The sequence below is a fragment of the uncultured Sunxiuqinia sp. genome (assembly GCF_947495665.1).
GTDB classification, from domain to species: domain Bacteria; phylum Bacteroidota; class Bacteroidia; order Bacteroidales; family Prolixibacteraceae; genus Sunxiuqinia; species Sunxiuqinia rutila.
Genome location: NZ_CANLZV010000006.1, coordinates 248,819 through 268,515 on the forward strand (window position 1 = coordinate 248,819; position 19,697 = coordinate 268,515).

At 43.7% G+C, this 19,697-nt stretch carries 18 protein-coding genes; 4 read left to right on the forward strand and 14 right to left on the reverse strand.

Translation table 11 applies throughout. From position 1 onward, the window contains the following. Positions 1-99: 99 nt before the first annotated feature. The 7 genes from Q1A18_RS09990 to Q1A18_RS10020 form a co-directional block, all read right to left on the reverse strand. Entirely contained in the window at positions 100-1,440 is a 1,341-nt protein-coding gene (locus Q1A18_RS09990) for a serine hydrolase (RefSeq protein ID WP_299579058.1), read from the reverse strand. Positions 1,441-1,591: 151 nt separating this feature from the next. Then, on the reverse strand, positions 1,592-2,641 hold the full coding sequence (queA, locus tag Q1A18_RS09995; protein WP_299579060.1) for a tRNA preQ1(34) S-adenosylmethionine ribosyltransferase-isomerase QueA: 1,050 nt from the start codon (positions 2,639-2,641) through the stop codon (positions 1,592-1,594). 50 nt (positions 2,642-2,691) lie between these two features. Beyond that, entirely contained in the window at positions 2,692-3,405 is a 714-nt protein-coding gene (truB, locus tag Q1A18_RS10000) for a tRNA pseudouridine(55) synthase TruB (protein WP_299579062.1), read from the reverse strand. A gap of 46 nt (positions 3,406-3,451) precedes the next feature. Further along, on the reverse strand, positions 3,452-4,234 hold the full coding sequence (locus Q1A18_RS10005; RefSeq protein ID WP_299579064.1) for an undecaprenyl-diphosphate phosphatase: 783 nt from the start codon (positions 4,232-4,234) through the stop codon (positions 3,452-3,454). Positions 4,235-4,237: 3 nt separating this feature from the next. Beyond that, complete coding sequence (locus Q1A18_RS10010) at positions 4,238-4,492, reverse strand: DUF3098 domain-containing protein (RefSeq protein ID WP_299579066.1); 255 nt, start codon at positions 4,490-4,492, stop codon at positions 4,238-4,240. 119 nt (positions 4,493-4,611) lie between these two features. Then, positions 4,612-5,493, reverse strand: coding sequence for an ABC transporter permease (locus tag Q1A18_RS10015; RefSeq protein WP_299579069.1), 882 nt, complete (start codon positions 5,491-5,493; stop codon positions 4,612-4,614). Continuing rightward, positions 5,465-7,981 carry a YfhO family protein gene (locus Q1A18_RS10020; protein ID WP_299579071.1) on the reverse strand — a complete coding sequence of 839 codons (2,517 nt, stop codon included), beginning with the start codon at positions 7,979-7,981 and terminating at the stop codon, positions 5,465-5,467. Before Q1A18_RS10020 ends, Q1A18_RS10015 begins: the two co-directional genes overlap by 29 nt. Positions 7,982-8,047: 66 nt before the next feature. Between Q1A18_RS10020 and Q1A18_RS10025 the strand changes: the two genes are divergently transcribed. Beyond that, positions 8,048-9,523 carry a polysaccharide biosynthesis C-terminal domain-containing protein gene (locus Q1A18_RS10025; protein WP_299579073.1) on the forward strand — a complete coding sequence of 492 codons (1,476 nt, stop codon included), beginning with the start codon at positions 8,048-8,050 and terminating at the stop codon, positions 9,521-9,523. Between the two features lie 25 nt (positions 9,524-9,548). Here the strand turns inward: Q1A18_RS10025 and Q1A18_RS10030 are convergent, their stop codons facing one another. The 3 genes from Q1A18_RS10030 to Q1A18_RS10040 are packed head-to-tail and all read right to left on the reverse strand — an operon-like array spanning position 9,549 to position 12,488. Beyond that, positions 9,549-10,067 (reverse strand): methyltransferase domain-containing protein, encoded by a 519-nt coding sequence (locus Q1A18_RS10030; RefSeq protein ID WP_299579075.1) that lies wholly within the window; start codon positions 10,065-10,067, stop codon positions 9,549-9,551. Further along, on the reverse strand, positions 10,060-11,214 hold the full coding sequence (locus tag Q1A18_RS10035) for a glycosyltransferase (RefSeq protein ID WP_299579077.1): 1,155 nt from the start codon (positions 11,212-11,214) through the stop codon (positions 10,060-10,062). The genes Q1A18_RS10030 and Q1A18_RS10035 overlap by 8 nt, the downstream gene beginning before the upstream one ends. Further along, complete coding sequence (locus Q1A18_RS10040) at positions 11,211-12,488, reverse strand: glycosyltransferase family 4 protein (RefSeq protein ID WP_299579079.1); 1,278 nt, start codon at positions 12,486-12,488, stop codon at positions 11,211-11,213. The genes Q1A18_RS10035 and Q1A18_RS10040 overlap by 4 nt, the downstream gene beginning before the upstream one ends. A 72-nt stretch (positions 12,489-12,560) precedes the next feature. On the opposite strand from Q1A18_RS10040, the gene Q1A18_RS10045 reads away from it, so the two are divergent. The 3 genes from Q1A18_RS10045 to Q1A18_RS10055 are packed head-to-tail and all read left to right on the forward strand — an operon-like array spanning position 12,561 to position 15,193. Next, positions 12,561-13,661 carry a DegT/DnrJ/EryC1/StrS family aminotransferase gene (locus tag Q1A18_RS10045; protein ID WP_299579081.1) on the forward strand — a complete coding sequence of 367 codons (1,101 nt, stop codon included), beginning with the start codon at positions 12,561-12,563 and terminating at the stop codon, positions 13,659-13,661. Between the two features lie 3 nt (positions 13,662-13,664). Beyond that, the gene (locus Q1A18_RS10050) at positions 13,665-14,237 is read left to right on the forward strand and encodes an acyltransferase (RefSeq protein ID WP_299579083.1); all 573 of its coding nucleotides are present in this window, start codon (positions 13,665-13,667) and stop codon (positions 14,235-14,237) included. Next, the gene (locus Q1A18_RS10055) at positions 14,237-15,193 is read left to right on the forward strand and encodes a Gfo/Idh/MocA family oxidoreductase (RefSeq protein WP_299579085.1); all 957 of its coding nucleotides are present in this window, start codon (positions 14,237-14,239) and stop codon (positions 15,191-15,193) included. The genes Q1A18_RS10050 and Q1A18_RS10055 overlap by 1 nt, the downstream gene beginning before the upstream one ends. Positions 15,194-15,254: 61 nt before the next feature. On the opposite strand, the gene Q1A18_RS10060 is transcribed toward Q1A18_RS10055, so the two are convergent. The 4 genes from Q1A18_RS10060 to Q1A18_RS10075 form a co-directional block, all read right to left on the reverse strand. After that, positions 15,255-15,728 (reverse strand): hypothetical protein, encoded by a 474-nt coding sequence (locus Q1A18_RS10060; protein WP_299579088.1) that lies wholly within the window; start codon positions 15,726-15,728, stop codon positions 15,255-15,257. A 524-nt stretch (positions 15,729-16,252) separates the two neighbouring features. Next, positions 16,253-16,504 carry an LPXTG cell wall anchor domain-containing protein gene (locus Q1A18_RS10065; protein ID WP_299579090.1) on the reverse strand — a complete coding sequence of 84 codons (252 nt, stop codon included), beginning with the start codon at positions 16,502-16,504 and terminating at the stop codon, positions 16,253-16,255. Positions 16,505-16,614: 110 nt separating this feature from the next. Then, complete coding sequence (locus Q1A18_RS10070) at positions 16,615-18,684, reverse strand: tetratricopeptide repeat protein (protein WP_299579092.1); 2,070 nt, start codon at positions 18,682-18,684, stop codon at positions 16,615-16,617. Positions 18,685-18,686: 2 nt separating this feature from the next. Beyond that, the gene (locus Q1A18_RS10075) at positions 18,687-19,613 is read right to left on the reverse strand and encodes a glycosyltransferase family 2 protein (protein WP_299579094.1); all 927 of its coding nucleotides are present in this window, start codon (positions 19,611-19,613) and stop codon (positions 18,687-18,689) included. Positions 19,614-19,697 lie beyond the last annotated feature (84 nt).

The window sequence follows — 19,697 nt, forward strand, 5'->3', positions numbered from 1 at the left end:
GGCTAATTCTTAATCACGCAGAAGATATTGCAAAAATGCCTGCATGCTTTGAAATAGCCTGCAGGCATTTTTGCAATTTATCTATTTGTGAAGCCGATCTTATTCCAAACTCTCCAACACGCCTTTTAACAATTGATTCAAGTCGAACTCGCCTTTCTTGGAGTAGCCCGTGCGAATCACAACCAACTCTTTGGAAGGAATCATGCAGATAAACTGGCCATCGTGCCCCCGGCACAAAAACAAATCACGCGGCGCATCCGGAAATTCACCCGACTGATTGAGCCAGAAAGAGGAGCCATAACGTCCGCCCGACCCCTTGGCTACTTCGGTAGTATAATCCCCCCAGCCTTCGGGCAGGAGTTGCTGTCCGAGCCATTTTCCATCGTTTAAATACAGCAGCCCAAAGCGGGCATAATCGCGCATGGTGGCGTACACGTACGACGAGCCAACAAACGTTCCCGAGGCATCTACTTCAAATACGGCACTGGTCATCCCCAACGGATTGAAAAGCTGCTGACGTGGAAAGGCAAAATAGTCTTCTTCATGGGAAAAAGACTTGCGAAACTCACGACACACCAAGTTGGTTGATCCGGAGGAATACTCCCAAACGGAATCAGCCGGAAACTCGTAAGCTTTCTCTTGCGCATATAGGCCCATATCGCCAACCTTGTGCAACATAACAGTTACATCTGAAAGACCTCCATACCCCTCATTCCAGGCCAGACCACTATTCATTTGCAGCAGGTTATTCAGGGTAATTGCCTTTCGCCCGTCGGCTTGCCACGCTTCTACCGACAAAGGTTGATGAATAGCCAACGCACCATCTTTTACCCGAAGTCCAACCAACGTATTGGTCATACTTTTGGCCATGGACCAGCTCAAAAAACGGGTATTGGCTGAGAAGTCATCCCGATAGGCTTCAGCAACCACTTGCCCTTTATAAACTACCATCACGGCAAAACTTCCCTTAAAAGGTAAGGAATCCGACATGGCCTGCTCAACCACCTGATTCATTCTGTCCGGTTTCAGGCCTTCCGGAAGGCTATCAGGCATCAAATCTCCAATGGGCCAAGGCAGAGTATCCGGTCGGGCAGGAAGAGGCTCTAAAGCTTTATATGAGCGATTTTTAATTTCTTCTTCTGAAAAATCTTCCACCAAAGTACATCCATAACCATCCACATAAATTGCTTTCGATTTGCACCACAACAAGCGACTAACCACCTCACGATTCTCAAAATCAACCGTATTGTTGGTATAGGCAATGACAGAAAAGTTCAGATCCTCTGCCTCCAGTGCTTCCTGGCTTCGTCCGGAAAGGAAAATACCTGAAGCCAGGTTTTTAGCAGCATAGCCCGTGGCAACAGGCAGTAACAAGTTCAAAAAGTATCCGGCAGCAAGAAGGATGACTACCAATAGGGTCAGCAGAATTCGTTTTTTCATAATCCGCAATTTTCATTTAAAAGTCAGGATAGTAATGGTTTTCAAGGTACAAAAATATTGACTACAGGGAAATACCACAATCCGAGGCCTAAATAACAAAAGGCCGTCAATTACTTGACAGCCTTTCGGGAAATATTTTATGTCTGATCGTTTACAGAATCAACATGGCATCGCCATACGTTCCGAAGCGATAACCTTCCTTGATTGCTTTTTGGTAAGCTTCCATCACAAAATCATAGCCTCCAAAGGCAGCCACCATCATCAATAAGGTTGACATAGGCAGATGAAAGTTAGTAATCATCCGGTTAGCTACACTAAATTCGTAGGGAGGGAAGATAAATTTATTGGTCCATCCTTCAAAAGGTTTTAAATGCCCTTGCGTAGAAACCGAACTTTCCAATGTCCGCATCACGGTAGTTCCCACCGCACACACATTCCGCTTGTTCATTTTGGCATCATTCACCACATCACAAGCTTCTTCCCGAATCCAAATTTGCTCTGAATCCATTTTATGCTTGGTCAAATCCTCTACGTCAACACTTCGGAAGTTTCCTAAGCCAACATGCAAAGTCACATAGCTAAAGTCAACGCCAATAATTTCCAAACGTTTCAGCAATTCTCGACTAAAGTGCAACCCGGCTGTGGGTGCAGCAACAGCACCTTCGTGCTTGGCAAAAATCGTCTGGTAACGCTCTTTATCTTCCGCTTCAACTGGACGTTGAATAAATTTCGGAAGCGGCGTTTCTCCCAGGCTGTAAAGTGTTTTTTTGAATTCATCGTAAGGCCCGTCAAACAGGAAACGTAAAGTACGCCCACGAGAAGTCGTGTTGTCAATTACCTCGGCTACCAGCATATCGTCTTCGCCAAAGTACAATTTATTACCAATCCGGATTTTGCGAGCCGGATCAACCAATACATCCCAAAGCCGTTGTTCACGGTTCAGCTCCCGAAGTAAGAATACTTCAATCTCAGCACCGGTTTTCTCCTTGTTTCCATATAAACGCGCCGGAAAAACCTTGGTGTCATTGAATACCATGACATCTTTGTCGTCAAAATATTCCGTAATATCTTTAAATAACTTGTGCTCAATCTTACGAGTATCACGATGTAAAACCATCAGTTTCGACTCGTCTCGATTGTCAGACGGATGCAAGGCAATCTGTTCTTCAGGCAGTTTATACTTGAACTTAGATAACTTCATAGATGAATAATTTATGCGATAATTCAGAACCCCCTTTTACGGGGCAATCTTCAATTAGTTACAAATTTGTCAATATTTTTTAGGAAGTCGTCAACTGAGAAGGCATCTTCCAGCTTGAAATCGCCAATTTTCGTGCGTTTCAAACCAACAAGGTAAGCCCCGCTATTCAACGCTTTCCCAATGTCACGGGCCAATGATCGAATGTAGGTTCCTTTACTGCATACGACCCGTATTTCCAACTTGTTATTTGAAAAATCCAAAACTTCCAGCTCCCGGATGTGAATTGTTCGTGACCGCATTTTTACCTCTTCGCCTTTTCGGGCATGTGTATAAGCCCGTTGTCCATCAATTTTTACGGCACTGAACACCGGCGGAACCTGCTCCACATCACCAACAAAGTGCTCGATGATCGAATCAATCAGCTCTTTGGTGATATGACTGGTTTCAAACTGGGCGTCTTCTTCGGTTTCCAAATCAAACGAAGGCGTAGTTGCGCCCAGTTTTAACGTGGCCAGATACTCTTTTTCTCCAGCCTGAAAAGTTTCAATTTGCTTGGTGGCTTTTCCGGTACACAGAATCATGAGTCCGGTTGCCTTCGGATCCAATGTTCCTGCATGCCCTACCTTTAACTTTTTAATTTTCAAGGCACGGCAAAGGTTGTTACGAACTTTCTGCACCAAATCAAACGAAGTCCAATCCAGGGCTTTATCAAAAAGCAATACTTCACCTTTGATGAAGTCAAAATTTTTGGGTTGCTCCCCCATTGACAAAAGATTTAGTTTGTTTTTTCCGATCTTGGAAGTCTGTTTTTCAGCCCGCAAAGATAGCAATTAACCCGATAACCAGACAATAAGCCGCGAAATAAATCAATTTGCCTTGTTTTACAATTTTAATCATCCACTTGCATGCCAGCAAACCGGAGATAAAAGCAGCCACAAAACCAACGGCTAAGGGCAAAGCTCCAACCTCGCCGGGTTCTGTTGAAGAATGTGAAAACAGATCAATACAATTGGCACTAATAATGGGAATAAGCACCATTAGAAAGGAAAAACGGGCCATGTCCTCTTTTTTCTTACCAAGCAACAAACCCACCGCAATGGTCGATCCGCTTCTAGAAATGCCCGGCATAACAGCCATCGCCTGAGAAACACCAATAATTAGGGAATCGAGCCAGCCGATTGGCTTGCCCTTCGATTTTGCAAAATACGTAAACGCGAGTAAGCTGGCAGTTGCAATCAGCATGCTCCCCACAAACACAAGGTTACCCGTAAAAAGTTCTTCGATTTGGGTACGAAAAAAAAGGCCCAGAACTGCCACCGGAACTGCCGATAAAAAGAGCATCAGAATATAACGGGTTTCGTCATTCCACTGAAAGGCAAACAATCCCTTACAAAGAGCCAAGATATCTTTGCGAAAAACGACCAAAGTGCTCAAAACCGTGGCTCCATGAACCACTACCGCAAATAACAGGTTGTTATGACCTTTTACCCCTAATAAATGATGACCAATTTCCAGATGTCCACTTGAACTAACGGGCAAAAATTCGGTCAATCCTTGAATAATACCCAATAAAAAAGCCTGAAAAACATTCATTGATTAATTTCCCGTTTTGGATCGTTTCATTATGGCATAGATCTCAAACAGGAAACCAAACAGGACGATGAGTGGTGCCAGGGTAATTCTTCTGAAACTGAAAATTTCAGGATTGAATACCGAAGGATCGTCACTTTTACCACCAACCATTAAGATAAAACCGATAACAATGATGGCGAAGCCAATCAAAAGCAATTTATAATTTTCTTTCCCCAAGGCGAAAGTCTGATTTTGCATTTCCTTTTTTTCCTTTAACATAGGTCCTTATTTTTTCCTTTTGCGAAAGTAAAAATTCTATTTCTAATAATAGGTCTGCAACCTCACTTTATTGTTTAAGAAGTTAACAAATACCATTTTTTCTAATAGCCACAGACAACTTAAGTATAAAAAAGTTCATCGTAACGGATGCGAAGGTACTTATTTACTGAAAAATAAGTGGACAACCACGAAATAAGCACCCCAAAACCCAGCACAATCAAAAATACTATGGCTAAGGTATCGAGCTGCTGAGAATCCAGTATACCCTCAAAATCCTGCCGGTAGGAAAACACCAAACCAACAATGCTCAGGTTAGCGAGCAACGCCCCCAAAACGCCATAAAAAACATTTTTCAGAATAAAGGGCCGGCGGATAAACGAGCGGGTAGCTCCCACCAATTTCATGGTATGAATAATGAAACGCTGTGAATAAATAGCTATTCGGATGGTGTTGTTGATTAAGGTGGAGAAAATAAACAACAACAAAACCGAAAAGATGAGCAGGAAAAAGCTGATACGTTTTACATTTTCATTGATAATTCGCACCAAATCGCGTTGGTAATACACTTCTTTAACCTGAGGGTAAGCCAGAAAATTATTCTCCAGAATAGACAAACTATCCTGCTGCATGTAAGCGGCATGCAATTTCACATCAACAGACGAAAACAAGGGATTGAAACCTAAAAAGCCGACAAAGTCTTCGCCCAGCTCTTGGGTCAGTTGCTCAGCGGCCTCTTCTTTATCAACGTATTTTGTCGCTTTCACATAACTGGTCGCACTCAGTATTTTCTGAAGTCGTAAAATCTCCGCTTCACGCACATCATCATTTAGTACCAAGGTAAAACCAACATGCTCGCGCACATAATCCGACAAACGTTCGGCATTTAAAATGAGCAAGGACAACATACCCACCAGGAACAGCACCAGGGTAATGCTAATTGTCGAGGTAAGATAAGATTTGACTAAGCGGCGCTTAAGCCTCGCCGGACGTTTCTTCTTCATTTTTGGTCTTCTTTTTAATTTCTACAAAGCCAACTGCCAACAAGGCCAAAATAAGAATCAATGAGCTTGCCAGTGATATTCTGTTTCCAATAACATAAGACTGCGGTTCAAACTTAAACTCAATTTCATGAATACCTTGAGGAACAGGCATAGCCCGCAACACATAATTGGCCCGTACGTGCTCTACCAACTGACCATCAAGGTAGGCGTTCCATCCTTTAGGATAGTAAATTTCAGAAAACACCGCCAAGGGCGTTCCCTCGCCAACTGTAGCTTCATACTTCAGGTAATTCGGTTGGTACTCCTTCAACTCAATAACCGGCTGATTGCCGGGGCTGAAACTCACGAGGCTAATTGCATCGGAGAAGCGCTCATCAACGATGGCCTCAGCTGTGGGATCAAAACCTTCAAGTGCAGCTATTTCCTCATCCGCATTTTGCACCAGCTTGATGTCCTTTACAAACCACGCATTGCCTAAAGCCTGCGCGTTGAACAAAGGAGCTGCCTTTGGATTATAAATCACATACTTTGTATTGAGCATATTGAGTACACCAAGTCCGTCAAACACAGCGTCCATATCAGCCTGCGTGGACACTTGCTGCAAGCGCGATCCAAGAGTCTGTATTTCCGGAGATATCTCAAATTCAATCAATTCCTGATAACGCTTCATTTTGGCCCCGTGATAACCTCCAATAGAATGATGGAAATACGAAGTAGAAGCATCGTTAAACGGACTAACTGAAAGGTTCAGCACACGGTATTCCAGGCTTTTGTCTTTCAGAATTTCCTGATCAGCTACGCTTGGCGTAAACGGAACTTCAGCTTTACGGGCAGCAACAAAATCGTCGTTGTTCAGATAACGTTTATTCACCGGCCACAGGTCAACAAAAATCAACAAGGCCCAGATTAATAAGGCATAGGTCGCTTTAATTTTCTGTTTGAGGTACAGCCAAATTACACCGGCTGCAATGCTAACAAAAAGAAAGGTTTTAAAAGCATCGGTGCGCAACACCATTCGCCGGTCGGCACGCAAAGCTTCCATCAGTTGCTCAGGCCAGCCTGCCTGCACCAACCGAAGATCTGAAGGCGTACGGAAATCGCCTGCTAAACCGGGCAGTAACGCAAACACCAAAGCCAAACCACCCACAATAAACCAACTATATTTTAGCTTATTCAGTAATTCCTTTTGATTTTCACGATTCAGGTAAATCTCCTTCACCGCCAGAACTCCCATCAAAGCCATTGCAAATTGCTGGATGACAATGATGTTTTTAACATCGCGAAACTTGTTGTAGAACGGAAAATAGTCCACCATAAAATGACTGAGGAAACCCAAATTTTTCCCCAGCGACAACAAGAAGGAAACGACCACCACGGCAACAATCCACCATTTATCTTTTCCTTTCAGCACAAACAAGCCCAGCACAAACAAGAAACAAAGGACGGCGCCATAGTAAAACGGAGCACTGGAAATGGGCTGAGTACCCCAATACAAAGGCAGGTTTTGGCTGATTTGACGGGCTTGCGCTTTCCCCTGATTTTTGGCAAAGAACTGGTAAACTTCCGATTCTTCGCCCAGCGGCTCAGCCATTCCACCCCCTTTAAACCGCGGAATAAAAGCAGTCATCGCTTCTCCTAAGTCATAGCTATAATCCAGAATATAACTCTTATCAAGTCCCGAAGTCTGGTTGTCGTCCTGCGGTGTTAGCTCCGACTCTCCACGCATGGAGTATTTCCCATATTCGTAGGTGGTAGACAAACGCGAAAAGTTGGTTCCAACAGCCAACAGTGCTGCAACAACAAGCAGGGCCGAGGCTTTCAGAAAAGCGGGCAATGTTTTTTCTTTAATGGCGGCAACCAGATAAGTCAAGCCAATAATGATTACCATTATTCCGGCATAATAGGTCATCTGAGGATGATTGGCACTCAGCATCCACGACAGCGAAAAAGCGGCCAACAGACTTCCCCAGAAAGCGTTTCGCTTATAGGCCAGCAAGACGCCTCCAACCACCAACGCCATATAGGTGAGGGTATGAGCCTTGGTCATGTGTCCCGAGTCGATAATGACAAAGAAGAACGAAAACATGCCGTAAGCAATGGCACCTACTGCACTTACCCAAAGGTTTACCTTCAAAAGCAGCGTCAGGACAAAGAACAAGCTAAACATCAAAATCAGGTAGCGTGCCGGACGGGGTACGACTTCAATCGCACTTTGCACCTTCGCAATTAAGTTTCCGGGATATTTAGTAGATAGCAGGAAAGAGGGCATTCCTCCAAACATACTGTTGGTCCAAAGCGCTTCCTCGCCTGTTTCTGCCCGATGGTCGCTCAGCTCCTTGGCACCCCCTCTAAAGGTACTTAAGTCATGCGCATCAAGCTGCTTCCCTTCAAGCTGGGGTGAGAAATAAGTAAACGAGATTAAAATAAAAAGGAGGATAATTCCAAAACCAATGAAAATATTGCGATTGGCTTTTATCTTTGTCATCATGAATTCAAGCTTATTTGGTTTCAAATTGAAACAAAAGTAAGGAAATAATTACTGAATCCGGCACGAATGGGCATTATCATAAAACAATCCATCAAGGGGAGTATCTGGTCGTATTTAGGCGTTGCCATTGGGTTTGTAACCACTACCTACCTATACACCGAATACCTTACTACTGAGCTTGTTGGGCTTTTCGGACTGCTGGCAGCCTACGCAGCCCTGACCGGCCAATTCTTCCTTCTGGGCTTTCAAGGTGTAACTTCGCGGCTGTTTCCGTATTTCCGAAATCCAGGCACCGGGCACAACGGTTTTCTTTTTCTGGGCTCACTGGTATTTATTCTCGGATTCGCCCTCTTCTTAGCAACCTATTATTCATTTAAGCCCTTGCTTATTGAAAGCAACCTGGAAAAATCGACCCTTTTTGCCAATTACGTTCACCTGCTTATTCCGCTTACCTTTTTCTCCATGGCCTTTGTATTCCTGGATGCCTACAACCGAATGCTTTACGATGCGGTCACCGGTACATTTTTGCAAGAGTTCATACAGCGGCTATTGTTGTTCATCATCGTTGTTCTGTATGCTGTTGGCCTCATCAGCCTCAATGCCTTGATTTGGTTATACACGGCTGCCGTTTGTGCAAAAGGCTTGCTTCTCTTGCTGTTTTTATGGCGAAAAGGAGAAATCCATATCCAGTCCCGACCTCAGCGCATTACCCCGGAATTAAAAAAAGAAATCAGAAGTGTTGCCTTTTACAGCATCCTTGCCAGCCTGGGAGGCATTTTCGTTTTCAACATCGACAAAATTGCCGTCAACCAACTACTTGATTTATCCAACACCGGCGTGTACACCATTGCCTTCTACTTCGGAACCCTGGTCGTGATCCCTTCCCGCCCCTTGCTTAAAATATCGGGCACCCTGATTGCTGATGCCTGGCAACGCAACGACCTGGCTCAGATCAAGGATATCTATTACAAAAGCTGCATCAACCAACTGATTATTGGAGGCTTCCTCTTTCTGGGCATTTGGGCTAACATCGATAACATTCTGACCATTTTGGGTGACGACTACATCCAGTCCAAGTGGGTCATCTTTTTTATTGGACTCGGCTATTTGTTCGATATGCTTACCGGTGCCAATGCCCAAGTGATTGCCTATTCGAAATACTACCGGGTAGCCTTGGTGTTTATTGTCATTCTGATACTGCTGGTTATTACCCTGCTCTATCTTTTAATTCCAGTTTGGGGCATTACCGGTGCTGGAATTGCGGTAGCTGCAGCCTTGTTTGCCAATAACCTCATGCGATTTATCTTCCTGTACCAAAAATACAAACTGCAGCCCTTCAACATTCATTTTCTGTTTGTTGCTGCCTTCTTCACCGGCCTCTATTTTCTGACAAGCCTGATCCCACAGCAAGCACTGATTGTAGATTTGGTTTTGCGAGGAGGTATAATTACACTGACCTCTGCAGCCTTTATCTTTCTGGTTCCGGTATCACCCGATCTTCGGAATTTGGCTCAAAAACTTTTTAAAATGCTGATTGGCTAATCTCAACTGAAGCCTGCTAGAAAAGTTAAGATTTTCGCTCAGCATAGACAGCATAAAACCGGGGCGTCAGCGCTCTAAGAATCGAACGCACACCATTGAACTGAAAGGGGGGTACCCATTTTTCCCGTGCCTTAATCTCCCAGCCGGCTTTCTCCAACATCATGTCCAGCTGCCAGCTCTCAAACTCATGATAATGTTGATCGTAAGGATCAGAGGCATTTCGGTACGCTTTTGCAAACCAAAGTTTCAACGGAACAGTGACCACCAATTTTTGGGCTTTTGTTTGCTGCATGATGGAAAAAGGCGAAACCAAATGCTCCAGCACCTCAAAAGCGGTAAGCACCTCATAGTCATAATCATTTACTTTTTGAGGCTCTAAATCGAAGTCGAAACCATGCCCATTTTGAATTTGATAGTCGCGCGAAGACAAATAGTCTGATAATTCATTGGGAGTACCTAAATCCAGAACACGAAGTTCCTTGGACAGGTATTTATTGAGAAAAGCCTCCGTTTTTTCAAACCGAAATAATTTGAGTTTATTCATGGTAAATTGCTTGCAATTTGAGTTTATCTTTATCCCAATTGTATTTCTCAACGACCAACGGACGCCCCTTTGCAAATGACTTTAAATCATAGCCTCCATCAATAATCTGCTGCATTACTCCGGCTAAATGATCGATATCCGAAAACGGATAAATCCATCCACCACAAGCCTCATTTATTATTCGCTCAATGGGTTGACAGTTCGACGCCAAAATCGGCTTCTCAGTATAGAGGTACTGAAATAATTTATGAGGGATGGTCGTATCGGTATGGTCACTCTTAACATGAGGTATAAGCGCCACATCAGACTCTGCAATCAATTTCAATAATTCCTGTCGATCGCGCCACCCATAGAAACATATTTTGTTTTCAATATTTAACTCTCTGGCCAGCTCCCTTAATTTCCTTAAGTAACGCCCCGTACCAACAATCCGTATCTCAAAATTTTCAGACTTTACAAGCGATACAGCCTGAAGCACATACTGCAACCCACGATGATAAGTGACACCACCACCATAAACAAATCGGATTTTAGAGTCAGGCCTGGGATACGATTCAAAGACAAACTCCTCCAAATTTTGTGTATTCGAAACAACATGCACCTTTGATTCATCCACCCCCAGACCGACAACCCGCTCTTTGGCTTCTTCAACTACCACAACTACCTCGTCTGCCCGGAGAAGGTATCTTTTTTCATAGGCTTTCCATTGCTTGACCGAGAACAGTAACTTGCCCAAAAAAGTTTTAGTATGTTCTGAGATTTCCAGCAAAGCAGGCCAATTTTCATGCAAATCCAATATAAACCGTGCACCAAAACGCTTTTTAATTCTGAAACCAACGGTCGCTAATGGCAAATCATGCACATGAATAGCATCATACTTATAATCAGCAAACAAACGATTAACACGTTTGCTCCAAAAATTAAAATAGAAGGGGAAAGCTAAAGCTCCAACACTTGACTTACGCACAAACTCGTTGATCTCAAACCGATGAATAATCGTTGAACCAAAGCTATTTATCTTTCTATTTTCCTTTGTTTTCAGACAAGCGATATGTACTTCGTGCCCTTCTTCCTGCAGTGAATGAATCTCATTTTCAACCCGGGTATCCGGTGGAAAATTATTTTCCAGCAACATCAATATCTTCATAAAGCAATCTCCTGTACTAATTTTCGGGTAAGTTCCCTTCTTGAATATTTGGTAGCCCGATCTCTACTGATCTCAAAGCGTCCTTGCAAGTTTTCAATCAGCATTTTTTTTATGCCTTCCGAATCACTGTACTCAAACAACAAACCACAGCCTGTCTCCCGAATCACTTCCTCCAAGTCGCCCCCCACCGGACCGATAGCAAGCACCGGTTTTCCCGAGGCCAGGTATTCATAAAATTTCCCTGTAACAATACCTCTATTATTTTCGATTTTGGGAATGATCAGCAACTGAATCGACGATTTCAGCAAATAACTGACTGATCGGGCATGATCGACATAGCCAACCAAATCGAGTTCAATCAACGGAAGTTCCCGCCGGATTCGATCCACAATTGCTGGAGGCATATTGCCAACCAGACGAAATAAGATATTCTTCTGCTGTTGCTCATCCAATTCCTGAAGCGCTTTCAGCAAGCCATCCATATCATAGGCTGTTGAAATGGTTCCGGTATAAGTTATCACAAATTTCTCATCAGTCACCGGGACGCTTACGGCAAAGTCCTCTTCATCGTAGCCATTAGGAATCACCGCTAGCTTAGAACCAGCTCCACCGCCAAGTTTTCCATCAAACAACCGCTTCAAGGCTTTGCTTACCGTCACAATCTGATCTGCCGCCTGAAGCACGTTCAACTCCATTGCCCGATCCCGCTTTTTTGCCCAAGAGCTTCGGTAAAGCTCGTTGTAATAATAAATATCAGTCCATGGATCTCTCAGATCAGCCACCCAACGAATCCCAAGTTTCTTTTTGAGTTTTAGCCCAATCAGCTGCGTTGAATGTGGCGGACTGGTAGTAATCACGGTATCAATCTGATGTTCCCGAATTAGCTCAACAGCCTTTTGATAAGCAAAACGATTCCAGCCCTTTCGGGGATCGGGGATAAAAAAATTACCACGAACCACCTTGGCCATCTTCTGCAAAAAGGACTCTTCCTGCTGGTTCGAAAAACCCCCATAAGGAATTTCTCCCTTTCCAATCAGCTTTCTGTATAAATCATACAGCTCAACGGTTTTCGTTGTATAAACCAACACCTCATCCGTCACCTCCTTCAGCAGACTTTCGTCGCGCTGCGCGTAACTTGCACGGCTGGGATCAACGGTGAGCACAATGGGCTTAACCCCAAACGAAGACAAATACTTGGTGAATTTCAGCCAGCGCTGAACACCCGCGCCTCCGCTTGGCGGCCAATAATATGTTATAATGAGGACTTTCTTCATGAATCACTTTGTTGAGCAAATGTAATAATCTTACCTGAATTCCATTATTTTTGTAAAACTATTCAGAATCCTATGCAATTCAACGATCTCAACAAACAATATAAATCCTACCAACCCGAAATTGATGCTGCGATTCAAGGAGTAATTGACTCATCATCGTTCATCAACGGGCAGGAAATTCAGCTGCTTGAAAAAGAGCTGGCCGAATTTGCAGGTGTTAAGCATGCTGTTGCCTGCAGCTCAGGCACCGATGCTTTGCTTTTGTCCCTCATGGCCTTAAACATTCAGCCCGGCGATGAAATTATCTGCCCGGCTTTCAGCTTCATTGCCTCTGCCTCAATGGTTAGTTTTTACAAAGCCCGCCCGGTTTTTGTCGATGTTTCGCCCTTGGATTTTAACATTGACCCGGCAAAGATTGAGGCTAAAATCACTACTCGAACCAAAGGAATTATTGCGGTTTCGCTTTACGGACAATGCGCTGACTTTGATACGATCAATGCAATCGCCCGAAAATACGATCTTTGGGTGATTGAAGATGGAGCTCAATCGTTTGGAGGCATCTATAAAGGTAAACGTTCCGGTTCGCTGACCGACTTGGCAACCACTAGCTTTTTCCCAGCCAAACCATTGGGATGCTACGGCGATGGAGGTGCCATTTTCACCAACGACGAAGCCAAGGCGATGAAGTTGAAGCTACTGCGCTCGCACGGTCAGGAAAAACGCTACATCCACAAGCACATCGGAATTAACGGACGAATAGACACCCTGCAGGCAGCCATCCTCCGGGTAAAGCTAAAGTACTTCGAACGGGAAATTGCCATCCGCCAGGAAGCTGCCATGCACTACGCCCAACTGCTGGAAGGTCAGGTATTACTCCCTAAAGAAGCAGAAGGACGTAAAAGTGTTTGGGCCCAGTTTACCGTCATGATTGAAAATCGGGACCAAGTGCGCGAAAAGCTTGCTAAAAAAAACATTCCAACTGCCGTGCACTATCCGGTTATTCTTCCAAAACAAGAAGCTTTCCGCGATGATGTACTGACAAATGAAAAATATGAAGTGGCCGGGTTACTGGCTGAAACCGTTCTTTCCTTACCTATTCATGGGTTTATTACAAGCGAAGAAATTGAATGCGTTGCCCAAGCCTTAATTGAAGCCATCAAAGAAAATCAGTAAAACATGACGACACCTTACTTTTCACACGAAACTGCCATTATCGACCAAGGCGCCAACATTGGTTCAGGCACTAAAATCTGGCATTTTTGCCATGTTATGCCACAAGCCCAGATTGGGGAAGACTGCATTTTAGGTCAAAACGTATTTGTAGGCGGAAAAGCACATATTGGCGATCGCGTCAAAATTCAGAACAATGTAAGTGTTTACGATTCTGTCATCCTGGAAGACGATGTGTTTTGCGGCCCCAGCTGCGTATTCACCAATGTTATCAACCCGCGGTCATTTGTCGAACGGAAAACCGAATACTTGGAAACCCGTGTAAAAAAAGGCGTTTCAATTGGAGCCAATGCCACCATCGTTTGCGGAGTTACTATTGGCGAATACGCCTTTATTGGAGCCGGAGCTGTAGTAACCAAGAATGTCAAGCCTTACGCCCTCATGGTAGGCGTTCCGGCAGTTCAGAAAGGCTGGGTCAGCCGATCGGGAGCTGTTCTGGACGAGCAGTTAACCTGCCCGGAAACCGGAGAACACTATCAACTTAAAAACGAACAACTCAGTTTAAAATCCCCCCTGTAATGACATATATAAATACACCAAAAACCTTTGGATTAATCGGTGCTGCCGGATACATTGCTCCGCGACACATCAATGCAATTAAAGAAAACAACGGACAATTATGCGCCGCGCTGGATCGGTTTGATAGCGTTGGCATTCTGGATCGTTATTTTCCCGAAGCTGATTTTTTCACCGAACCCGAACGCTTTGACCGCTACCTTTATAAACGTCAGCGCAACGGCCAGGCACTTAATTATGTATCAATCTGTTCACCCAACTACCTGCACGATGCACACATCCGAATGGCCCTGCGTAACGGATCGGATGCCATTTGCGAAAAACCCTTGGTATTGAACCCTTGGAATGTGGATGCCTTACAGCAGTTGGAAAAAGACACCAATCAGAGAATATACAATATCCTGCAACTGAGGCTGCACCCGGCAATCATTGCCTTACGCGATAAAATCAATCAAGCACCAGCTGATCAGGTTTTTGATATTGATCTTACTTACATTACCTCGCGCGGAAAGTGGTATTACGAAAGCTGGAAAGGAGATGTCTCCAAGTCAGGCGGAATTACCACCAATATCGGAATCCATTTTTTCGATATGCTTCAGTGGATTTTTGGGCAAGCGGAACAAAGTACAGTTCATGTTCTTGAAGCGGACAAAGCAGCCGGTTTTCTTCAACTCAAAAAAGCCCGTGTACGCTGGTTTCTCAGCCTCGACTTCGAAGACATTCCACAAGCAGCCAAAGACAAAGGCCTGCGAACCTACCGTTCAATAACAGTTGGAAATAAAGAAATTGAATTCAGCGGTGGCTTTACTGATTTGCATACCCAAACCTACCAGCACATCTTAAACGGACAAGGCTATGGATTGGACGATGCAAAAGCCTGTATTGAATTGGGACACCAGATCCGCAACAGCCAGCCTAAAGGACTAACCGGAGATTTTCATCCCTTTTTAAAGCACTAAAAAAGCCGCTCCTGGGGGGAAGCGGCTTAAAATTTTTGCTGTTTAATTATTTCAATGAGGCTTAGTTCAAAATGTTCTTGTATTGGTCATTTACCAATTCGGGAAGAAATCCGGCAATCAAACCCAAAGCCTTCTCCCGATCCACTCGAGACATGGAAATGATTTCCTGGCTATTCAACCGGTTTGAATCAATTACCTGCGCATTCAAGTTTTCAGGCACAAGCATTTCGCCTGCTTTCATCGAACGTGCACCAAACCCTTTTTCAGTATTTACATACTTCACTTCGAAGTAGTTGGTGCGAATGATATATTCTTCTCCTTTTTTAGTCTCTCTCAACAAAACCTGAACGGGTCTTTTCGACTCTCCGTAAGTAATCTCCCAGCTTTGCTGGTAAGTTTTTGATGGTTCAAAGTTTTCTTTAGATGAGATTTTATAATCATCAACAAAAGTTGATTTACCGCTAGCCATTACACTTAAAGAACATACAAACAAAGCAACAAATAAGAAGCCGATAATTCTGTTATTCCTTTTCATGACAAATTGTTTTAAATAGTGATTGTTTAACACTGGCAAAAATAGGTAGCCCACACACACAAAATCCTGACAAATCGCATGTTTTACTTTTGTTAATAAGAAGCAACTTTCAAATTGAAAGCAAAAACTCATTTACAATTCACAAAATTTACAAAAAATAGAAAACAGAGTGAATTGAAACAAGAATAGAAGCCTAATATCTTATAGTTTTCAAAAACATGCTCTAGAGCATATTTTCTGAAATAAAGGGAGATACAAAGCTAAAACGCAAGCAATAATCAAGAAAAAGTGCCGAATGAATTTCAGGTTTCAAGGGAGAGCGAGAAGCAACTTTCAAATTGAAAGCAAAAACAGCACTTTCAATAACACCAAAAGAATTGTAATAAAAAACTCGCAACTTTATTGTTTATTAGAGCGTTCAAAATCGACAATACACCCGCATTCGCCCCAATTTGGTTTCAAAATGACAAAAAAAAGCCCCATGACGAATCATGGAGCTTGACATGCATAGGCAAGCCTTGCAATTACTTTTTCTTCTTTTTAGCCACAAAGTAAGCTCCGGCGCCGATTACAACCACAGCAGCAATAGCAATAACTGCTGTTGAGCTTCCGCCATTGGCTTCTTCTTCGGCTTCGTAAAACACAGGATCCATATCATCAATTGATAAAGTATCCTCCATTTCAAATAAATCTTCCTCTTCCTGTGCAGACACAGGACTAAATGCTCCAACGGCCATCATACCGACCAAAGCTAAAATCAATAGTAGTCTTTTCATTTTATTTCCCTTTTTAGTTATTATCGTTTCAGATGCCAGTCAATCAATTTCATTTATCAGATCAATCAAAAGTAGACTGATCGCCACCGACCCCTTTTCTTCAATCTATTTTAATCCATATCATTAAGATACTCCCAATATTTATCTACAATCTCCGGATGCGACTCCTGGTATGTTTCGGCCAAGGCCCGAATAGCAGGCTTGTACCGGGGATTGATTCTCAAGCAAGTCTTGAGCAATTCACGCGCTTTCTCTGGCTGAGTCTGATCGTATATCTTGGCGAGCTCCACGTAAGCACTAAAATACTTTGGATTAACCTCCAGCAAGTGCTCAAAATAATAGCTGGCTACAACCATGTCATTCTCCTTGAAAGCCAACTGTCCCATTAACTTCAAAGCAGGCTCGTAATTCGAGTTCACATTCAATGCTTTTGCAAGCAGTTCTTTAGCCGATTTATCTTTGCCCTGCAAACTTAAGGTTTTTCCTAATCGATAGTAAATATGCTCGTCTTTTTTATAGTGAGTCAAAGCTTCGCCAAACAACTTCCCGGCCTTAGCATATTCCTTGTTCCGAAGTGCTTCAACCCCAAAATACGAGGCTTTTGTCTTGCGCTTGACAACAGCACAAACCGGCACATCATCCACCTCAACCACATGAATAGTACCTTCGGGCGGGAAATTACCATTACGCAACTGTTCCGGCCGGATGTAGCTATTCCCCACAATGGCATAATCCCAGTTCTTATCACTCCGGAATTGATATTGAAAATAGTCGAACTGCAAGTTGGGGTGATCCTTCAGATACCAATCTACCGGGAAATTACTTCCCACAACCACCCTCCCCTTCAGGTTGTTTTCATCCAAATAGTCTCCCAACCATTCCGCACCACTTCGCATCGAGTGGTAATAATAATCCGTTTCATAATAGCCATAAGCGCCATTTAAGCCACCTACCAACGGATTGTAGTATAAATAGTAATACGGATGCGCTTTTACCATAAACCGGACGGGATGCACCAAAGCAAGGACAAAAAGAAACAGAACAGCTCCTTTTACCCACTTCAACTTCACCTGCAGCGAAAACTCATGAATTCCAACAGCTGCTAAAATGACCAACCCGGGATAAATAAACTGAAAATGCCGCCATCCGCCATACAGGTTTGAATTTAACAGCAAAACCCATAGCACCGGAAATCCGGTAGTAAAAATCAAAAAGAAATAAGTCAGGCGATGTTTCTCCCGAATGATGGACTTGCCATAAACCGCAAACAAAATCAGCCCTCCAAAAACAACCAAAGGAATGGTTATCAGCAAATATTTAGGCAAATAGTACCACGGTTTAAAATCAGACCAAATGAATTCGCCTTCAAAAATCTGACGAATCGTGGTGGGAAAATCAGTCATAACCTGATACGACTCCCAGGGGTTTACAATGGGATTTTGCAGAGCATACGGCCAAAGCAAAAGCCCCAGTAAATAGCCGGCAGCCGAAAACACCACTAATTTCAAAAACGTCCGCTGAACATCAGCCCACTTTATCTGCCTTCGGTCGAAGTACTCCAACAAATAGAAAAGCACCCCGGCGAAGAGCAGATAAAAGGCTAATAAGATTCCTCCTGCCCTGATACTGACGGAAAAAGCAATACTCGCAATTAAAAGTGAAATCGAAATCGTAGAGCGTGGCTTAAAACTGGCATAGGTTAATCTCAGTGTAAAAAATACACCGGCAATATAAGCCAGAGCAAAAGGAATGTCTTTTAAATTATTTTGTAGATGCCCCAAAAAACGGGGCGAAACAGCAAACAGCAATAAGGTAATAATTCCGGCGCGATAGCCTTTGAGCCAAACGGCAAACAAGCCAGCCACCAAAATACACAGCCAACCAATAAAACTGCTGAACAGATGTCGAAAAGCATACACCTCTTCAATACCCAGCCAGTGAATCAGAATGGTGGCCATATTGTCGGGGGTTTGCCCATAATACTGCAAGTGCGTTTTAGGCGTATTCAACGCATCGCGGTCTTTCCCCAAAGTGGCAAAGTATTCGTAAACCTCTTCCGAATGCAGATAGTGCACTTCTTCATCACCTGAAATACCAGCATCGCGACTGATGAACAACAAGCTCACCAGCATGATCAATGCCGACATATAAAATAGTATTTTCAGATGACGTTCGCGCATGTTTATTGCTCTTCAGAAGAATAAATGGTTTTAATGAAATAAAGGGGACGTTTCTGCGATTCTTTGTAAATCCGGTAAACATACTCGCCAACCACCCCCAGAAAAATCAACTGAATAGATCCCAGGAAGTAGATGCTAAGCACCGTGGAAGACCAGCCCAAAAGGGCAAATCCCATAAATTTGGCAATCAGCACATAGATGCCGGCCAGCAGAAACACCACTGTTCCTATCAAGCCTAAGGTCAGGCACAGCCGGATGGGGAATTTGGAGAAGGAAAAAATAGCATCGGCAGCCAGCAGAAACAATTTCCCCAAGGTCATTTTGGGCTCTCCCTGCAAGCGATCTTCCCGCACATAATCAACAAATCCCTGCTGAAAACCAACAAAACTTCGCAATCCCGGCAAGTAGCGTACCCGCTCTTCCATCGACAACAAAGCTGCCAGCGCTTTTCGGTTCATCATTGAAAAGTTGCCGGCATTCTCCAACACTTCCATATGAGTCATGGCTTTAAACAGACGATGGAAAATGCCGGTCATCCAATTTTTTGCCCGGTTGCCCTTACGCGCCAACCGTCGGCCATTCACAATATCATACTGATCCTGCGATAGTTTCTGATACATTTGCAAGAGTAACTCCGGAGGATCCTGTAAATCACCATCCATCATGGCCACATAGTCGCCCGAAGCATTTTCAAGCCCGGCAGTGAACGCGGCCTGATGACCAAAGTTTTTGGACAGTTGAATCACTTTTATCCGACGATCTTTTTGCTGATGATTGACCAGTTTCTGCAGACTGCTGTCCACACTTCCGTCATCAACCAAAATCAACTCAAAGTCGTCCGGAATTTGCTCCAGCGCTTTAATTGTCCGGGGAACTAACTCATCAATAAGTTCTTCTTCATTGAAAATTGGAATGACCAGAGAGACCATAGGCTATTTTTTAGTTTTACACCATTAACTCCACTTTCCTTAGGTTAGACGGAGGAAACTGGAGCTTCCCCCGTCTTTGGTAAA

Excerpts from the sequence above, each read along its gene's own strand:
- Q1A18_RS09990 (WP_299579058.1), bottom strand. The coding sequence starts at position 1,440 with ATGAAAAAACGAATTCTGCTGACCCTATTGGTAGTCATCCTTCTTGCT.
- queA (WP_299579060.1), bottom strand. The coding sequence starts at position 2,641 with ATGAAGTTATCTAAGTTCAAGTATAAACTGCCTGAAGAACAGATTGCC.
- truB (WP_299579062.1), bottom strand. The coding sequence starts at position 3,405 with ATGGGGGAGCAACCCAAAAATTTTGACTTCATCAAAGGTGAAGTATTG.
- Q1A18_RS10005 (WP_299579064.1), bottom strand. The coding sequence starts at position 4,234 with ATGAATGTTTTTCAGGCTTTTTTATTGGGTATTATTCAAGGATTGACC.
- Q1A18_RS10010 (WP_299579066.1), bottom strand. The coding sequence starts at position 4,492 with ATGTTAAAGGAAAAAAAGGAAATGCAAAATCAGACTTTCGCCTTGGGG.
- Q1A18_RS10015 (WP_299579069.1), bottom strand. The coding sequence starts at position 5,493 with ATGAAGAAGAAACGTCCGGCGAGGCTTAAGCGCCGCTTAGTCAAATCT.
- Q1A18_RS10020 (WP_299579071.1), bottom strand. The coding sequence starts at position 7,981 with ATGATGACAAAGATAAAAGCCAATCGCAATATTTTCATTGGTTTTGGA.
- Q1A18_RS10025 (WP_299579073.1), top strand. The coding sequence starts at position 8,048 with ATGGGCATTATCATAAAACAATCCATCAAGGGGAGTATCTGGTCGTAT.
- Q1A18_RS10030 (WP_299579075.1), bottom strand. The coding sequence starts at position 10,067 with ATGAATAAACTCAAATTATTTCGGTTTGAAAAAACGGAGGCTTTTCTC.
- Q1A18_RS10035 (WP_299579077.1), bottom strand. The coding sequence starts at position 11,214 with ATGAAGATATTGATGTTGCTGGAAAATAATTTTCCACCGGATACCCGG.
- Q1A18_RS10040 (WP_299579079.1), bottom strand. The coding sequence starts at position 12,488 with ATGAAGAAAGTCCTCATTATAACATATTATTGGCCGCCAAGCGGAGGC.
- Q1A18_RS10045 (WP_299579081.1), top strand. The coding sequence starts at position 12,561 with ATGCAATTCAACGATCTCAACAAACAATATAAATCCTACCAACCCGAA.
- Q1A18_RS10050 (WP_299579083.1), top strand. The coding sequence starts at position 13,665 with ATGACGACACCTTACTTTTCACACGAAACTGCCATTATCGACCAAGGC.
- Q1A18_RS10055 (WP_299579085.1), top strand. The coding sequence starts at position 14,237 with ATGACATATATAAATACACCAAAAACCTTTGGATTAATCGGTGCTGCC.
- Q1A18_RS10060 (WP_299579088.1), bottom strand. The coding sequence starts at position 15,728 with ATGAAAAGGAATAACAGAATTATCGGCTTCTTATTTGTTGCTTTGTTT.
- Q1A18_RS10065 (WP_299579090.1), bottom strand. The coding sequence starts at position 16,504 with ATGAAAAGACTACTATTGATTTTAGCTTTGGTCGGTATGATGGCCGTT.
- Q1A18_RS10070 (WP_299579092.1), bottom strand. The coding sequence starts at position 18,684 with ATGCGCGAACGTCATCTGAAAATACTATTTTATATGTCGGCATTGATC.
- Q1A18_RS10075 (WP_299579094.1), bottom strand. The coding sequence starts at position 19,613 with ATGGTCTCTCTGGTCATTCCAATTTTCAATGAAGAAGAACTTATTGAT.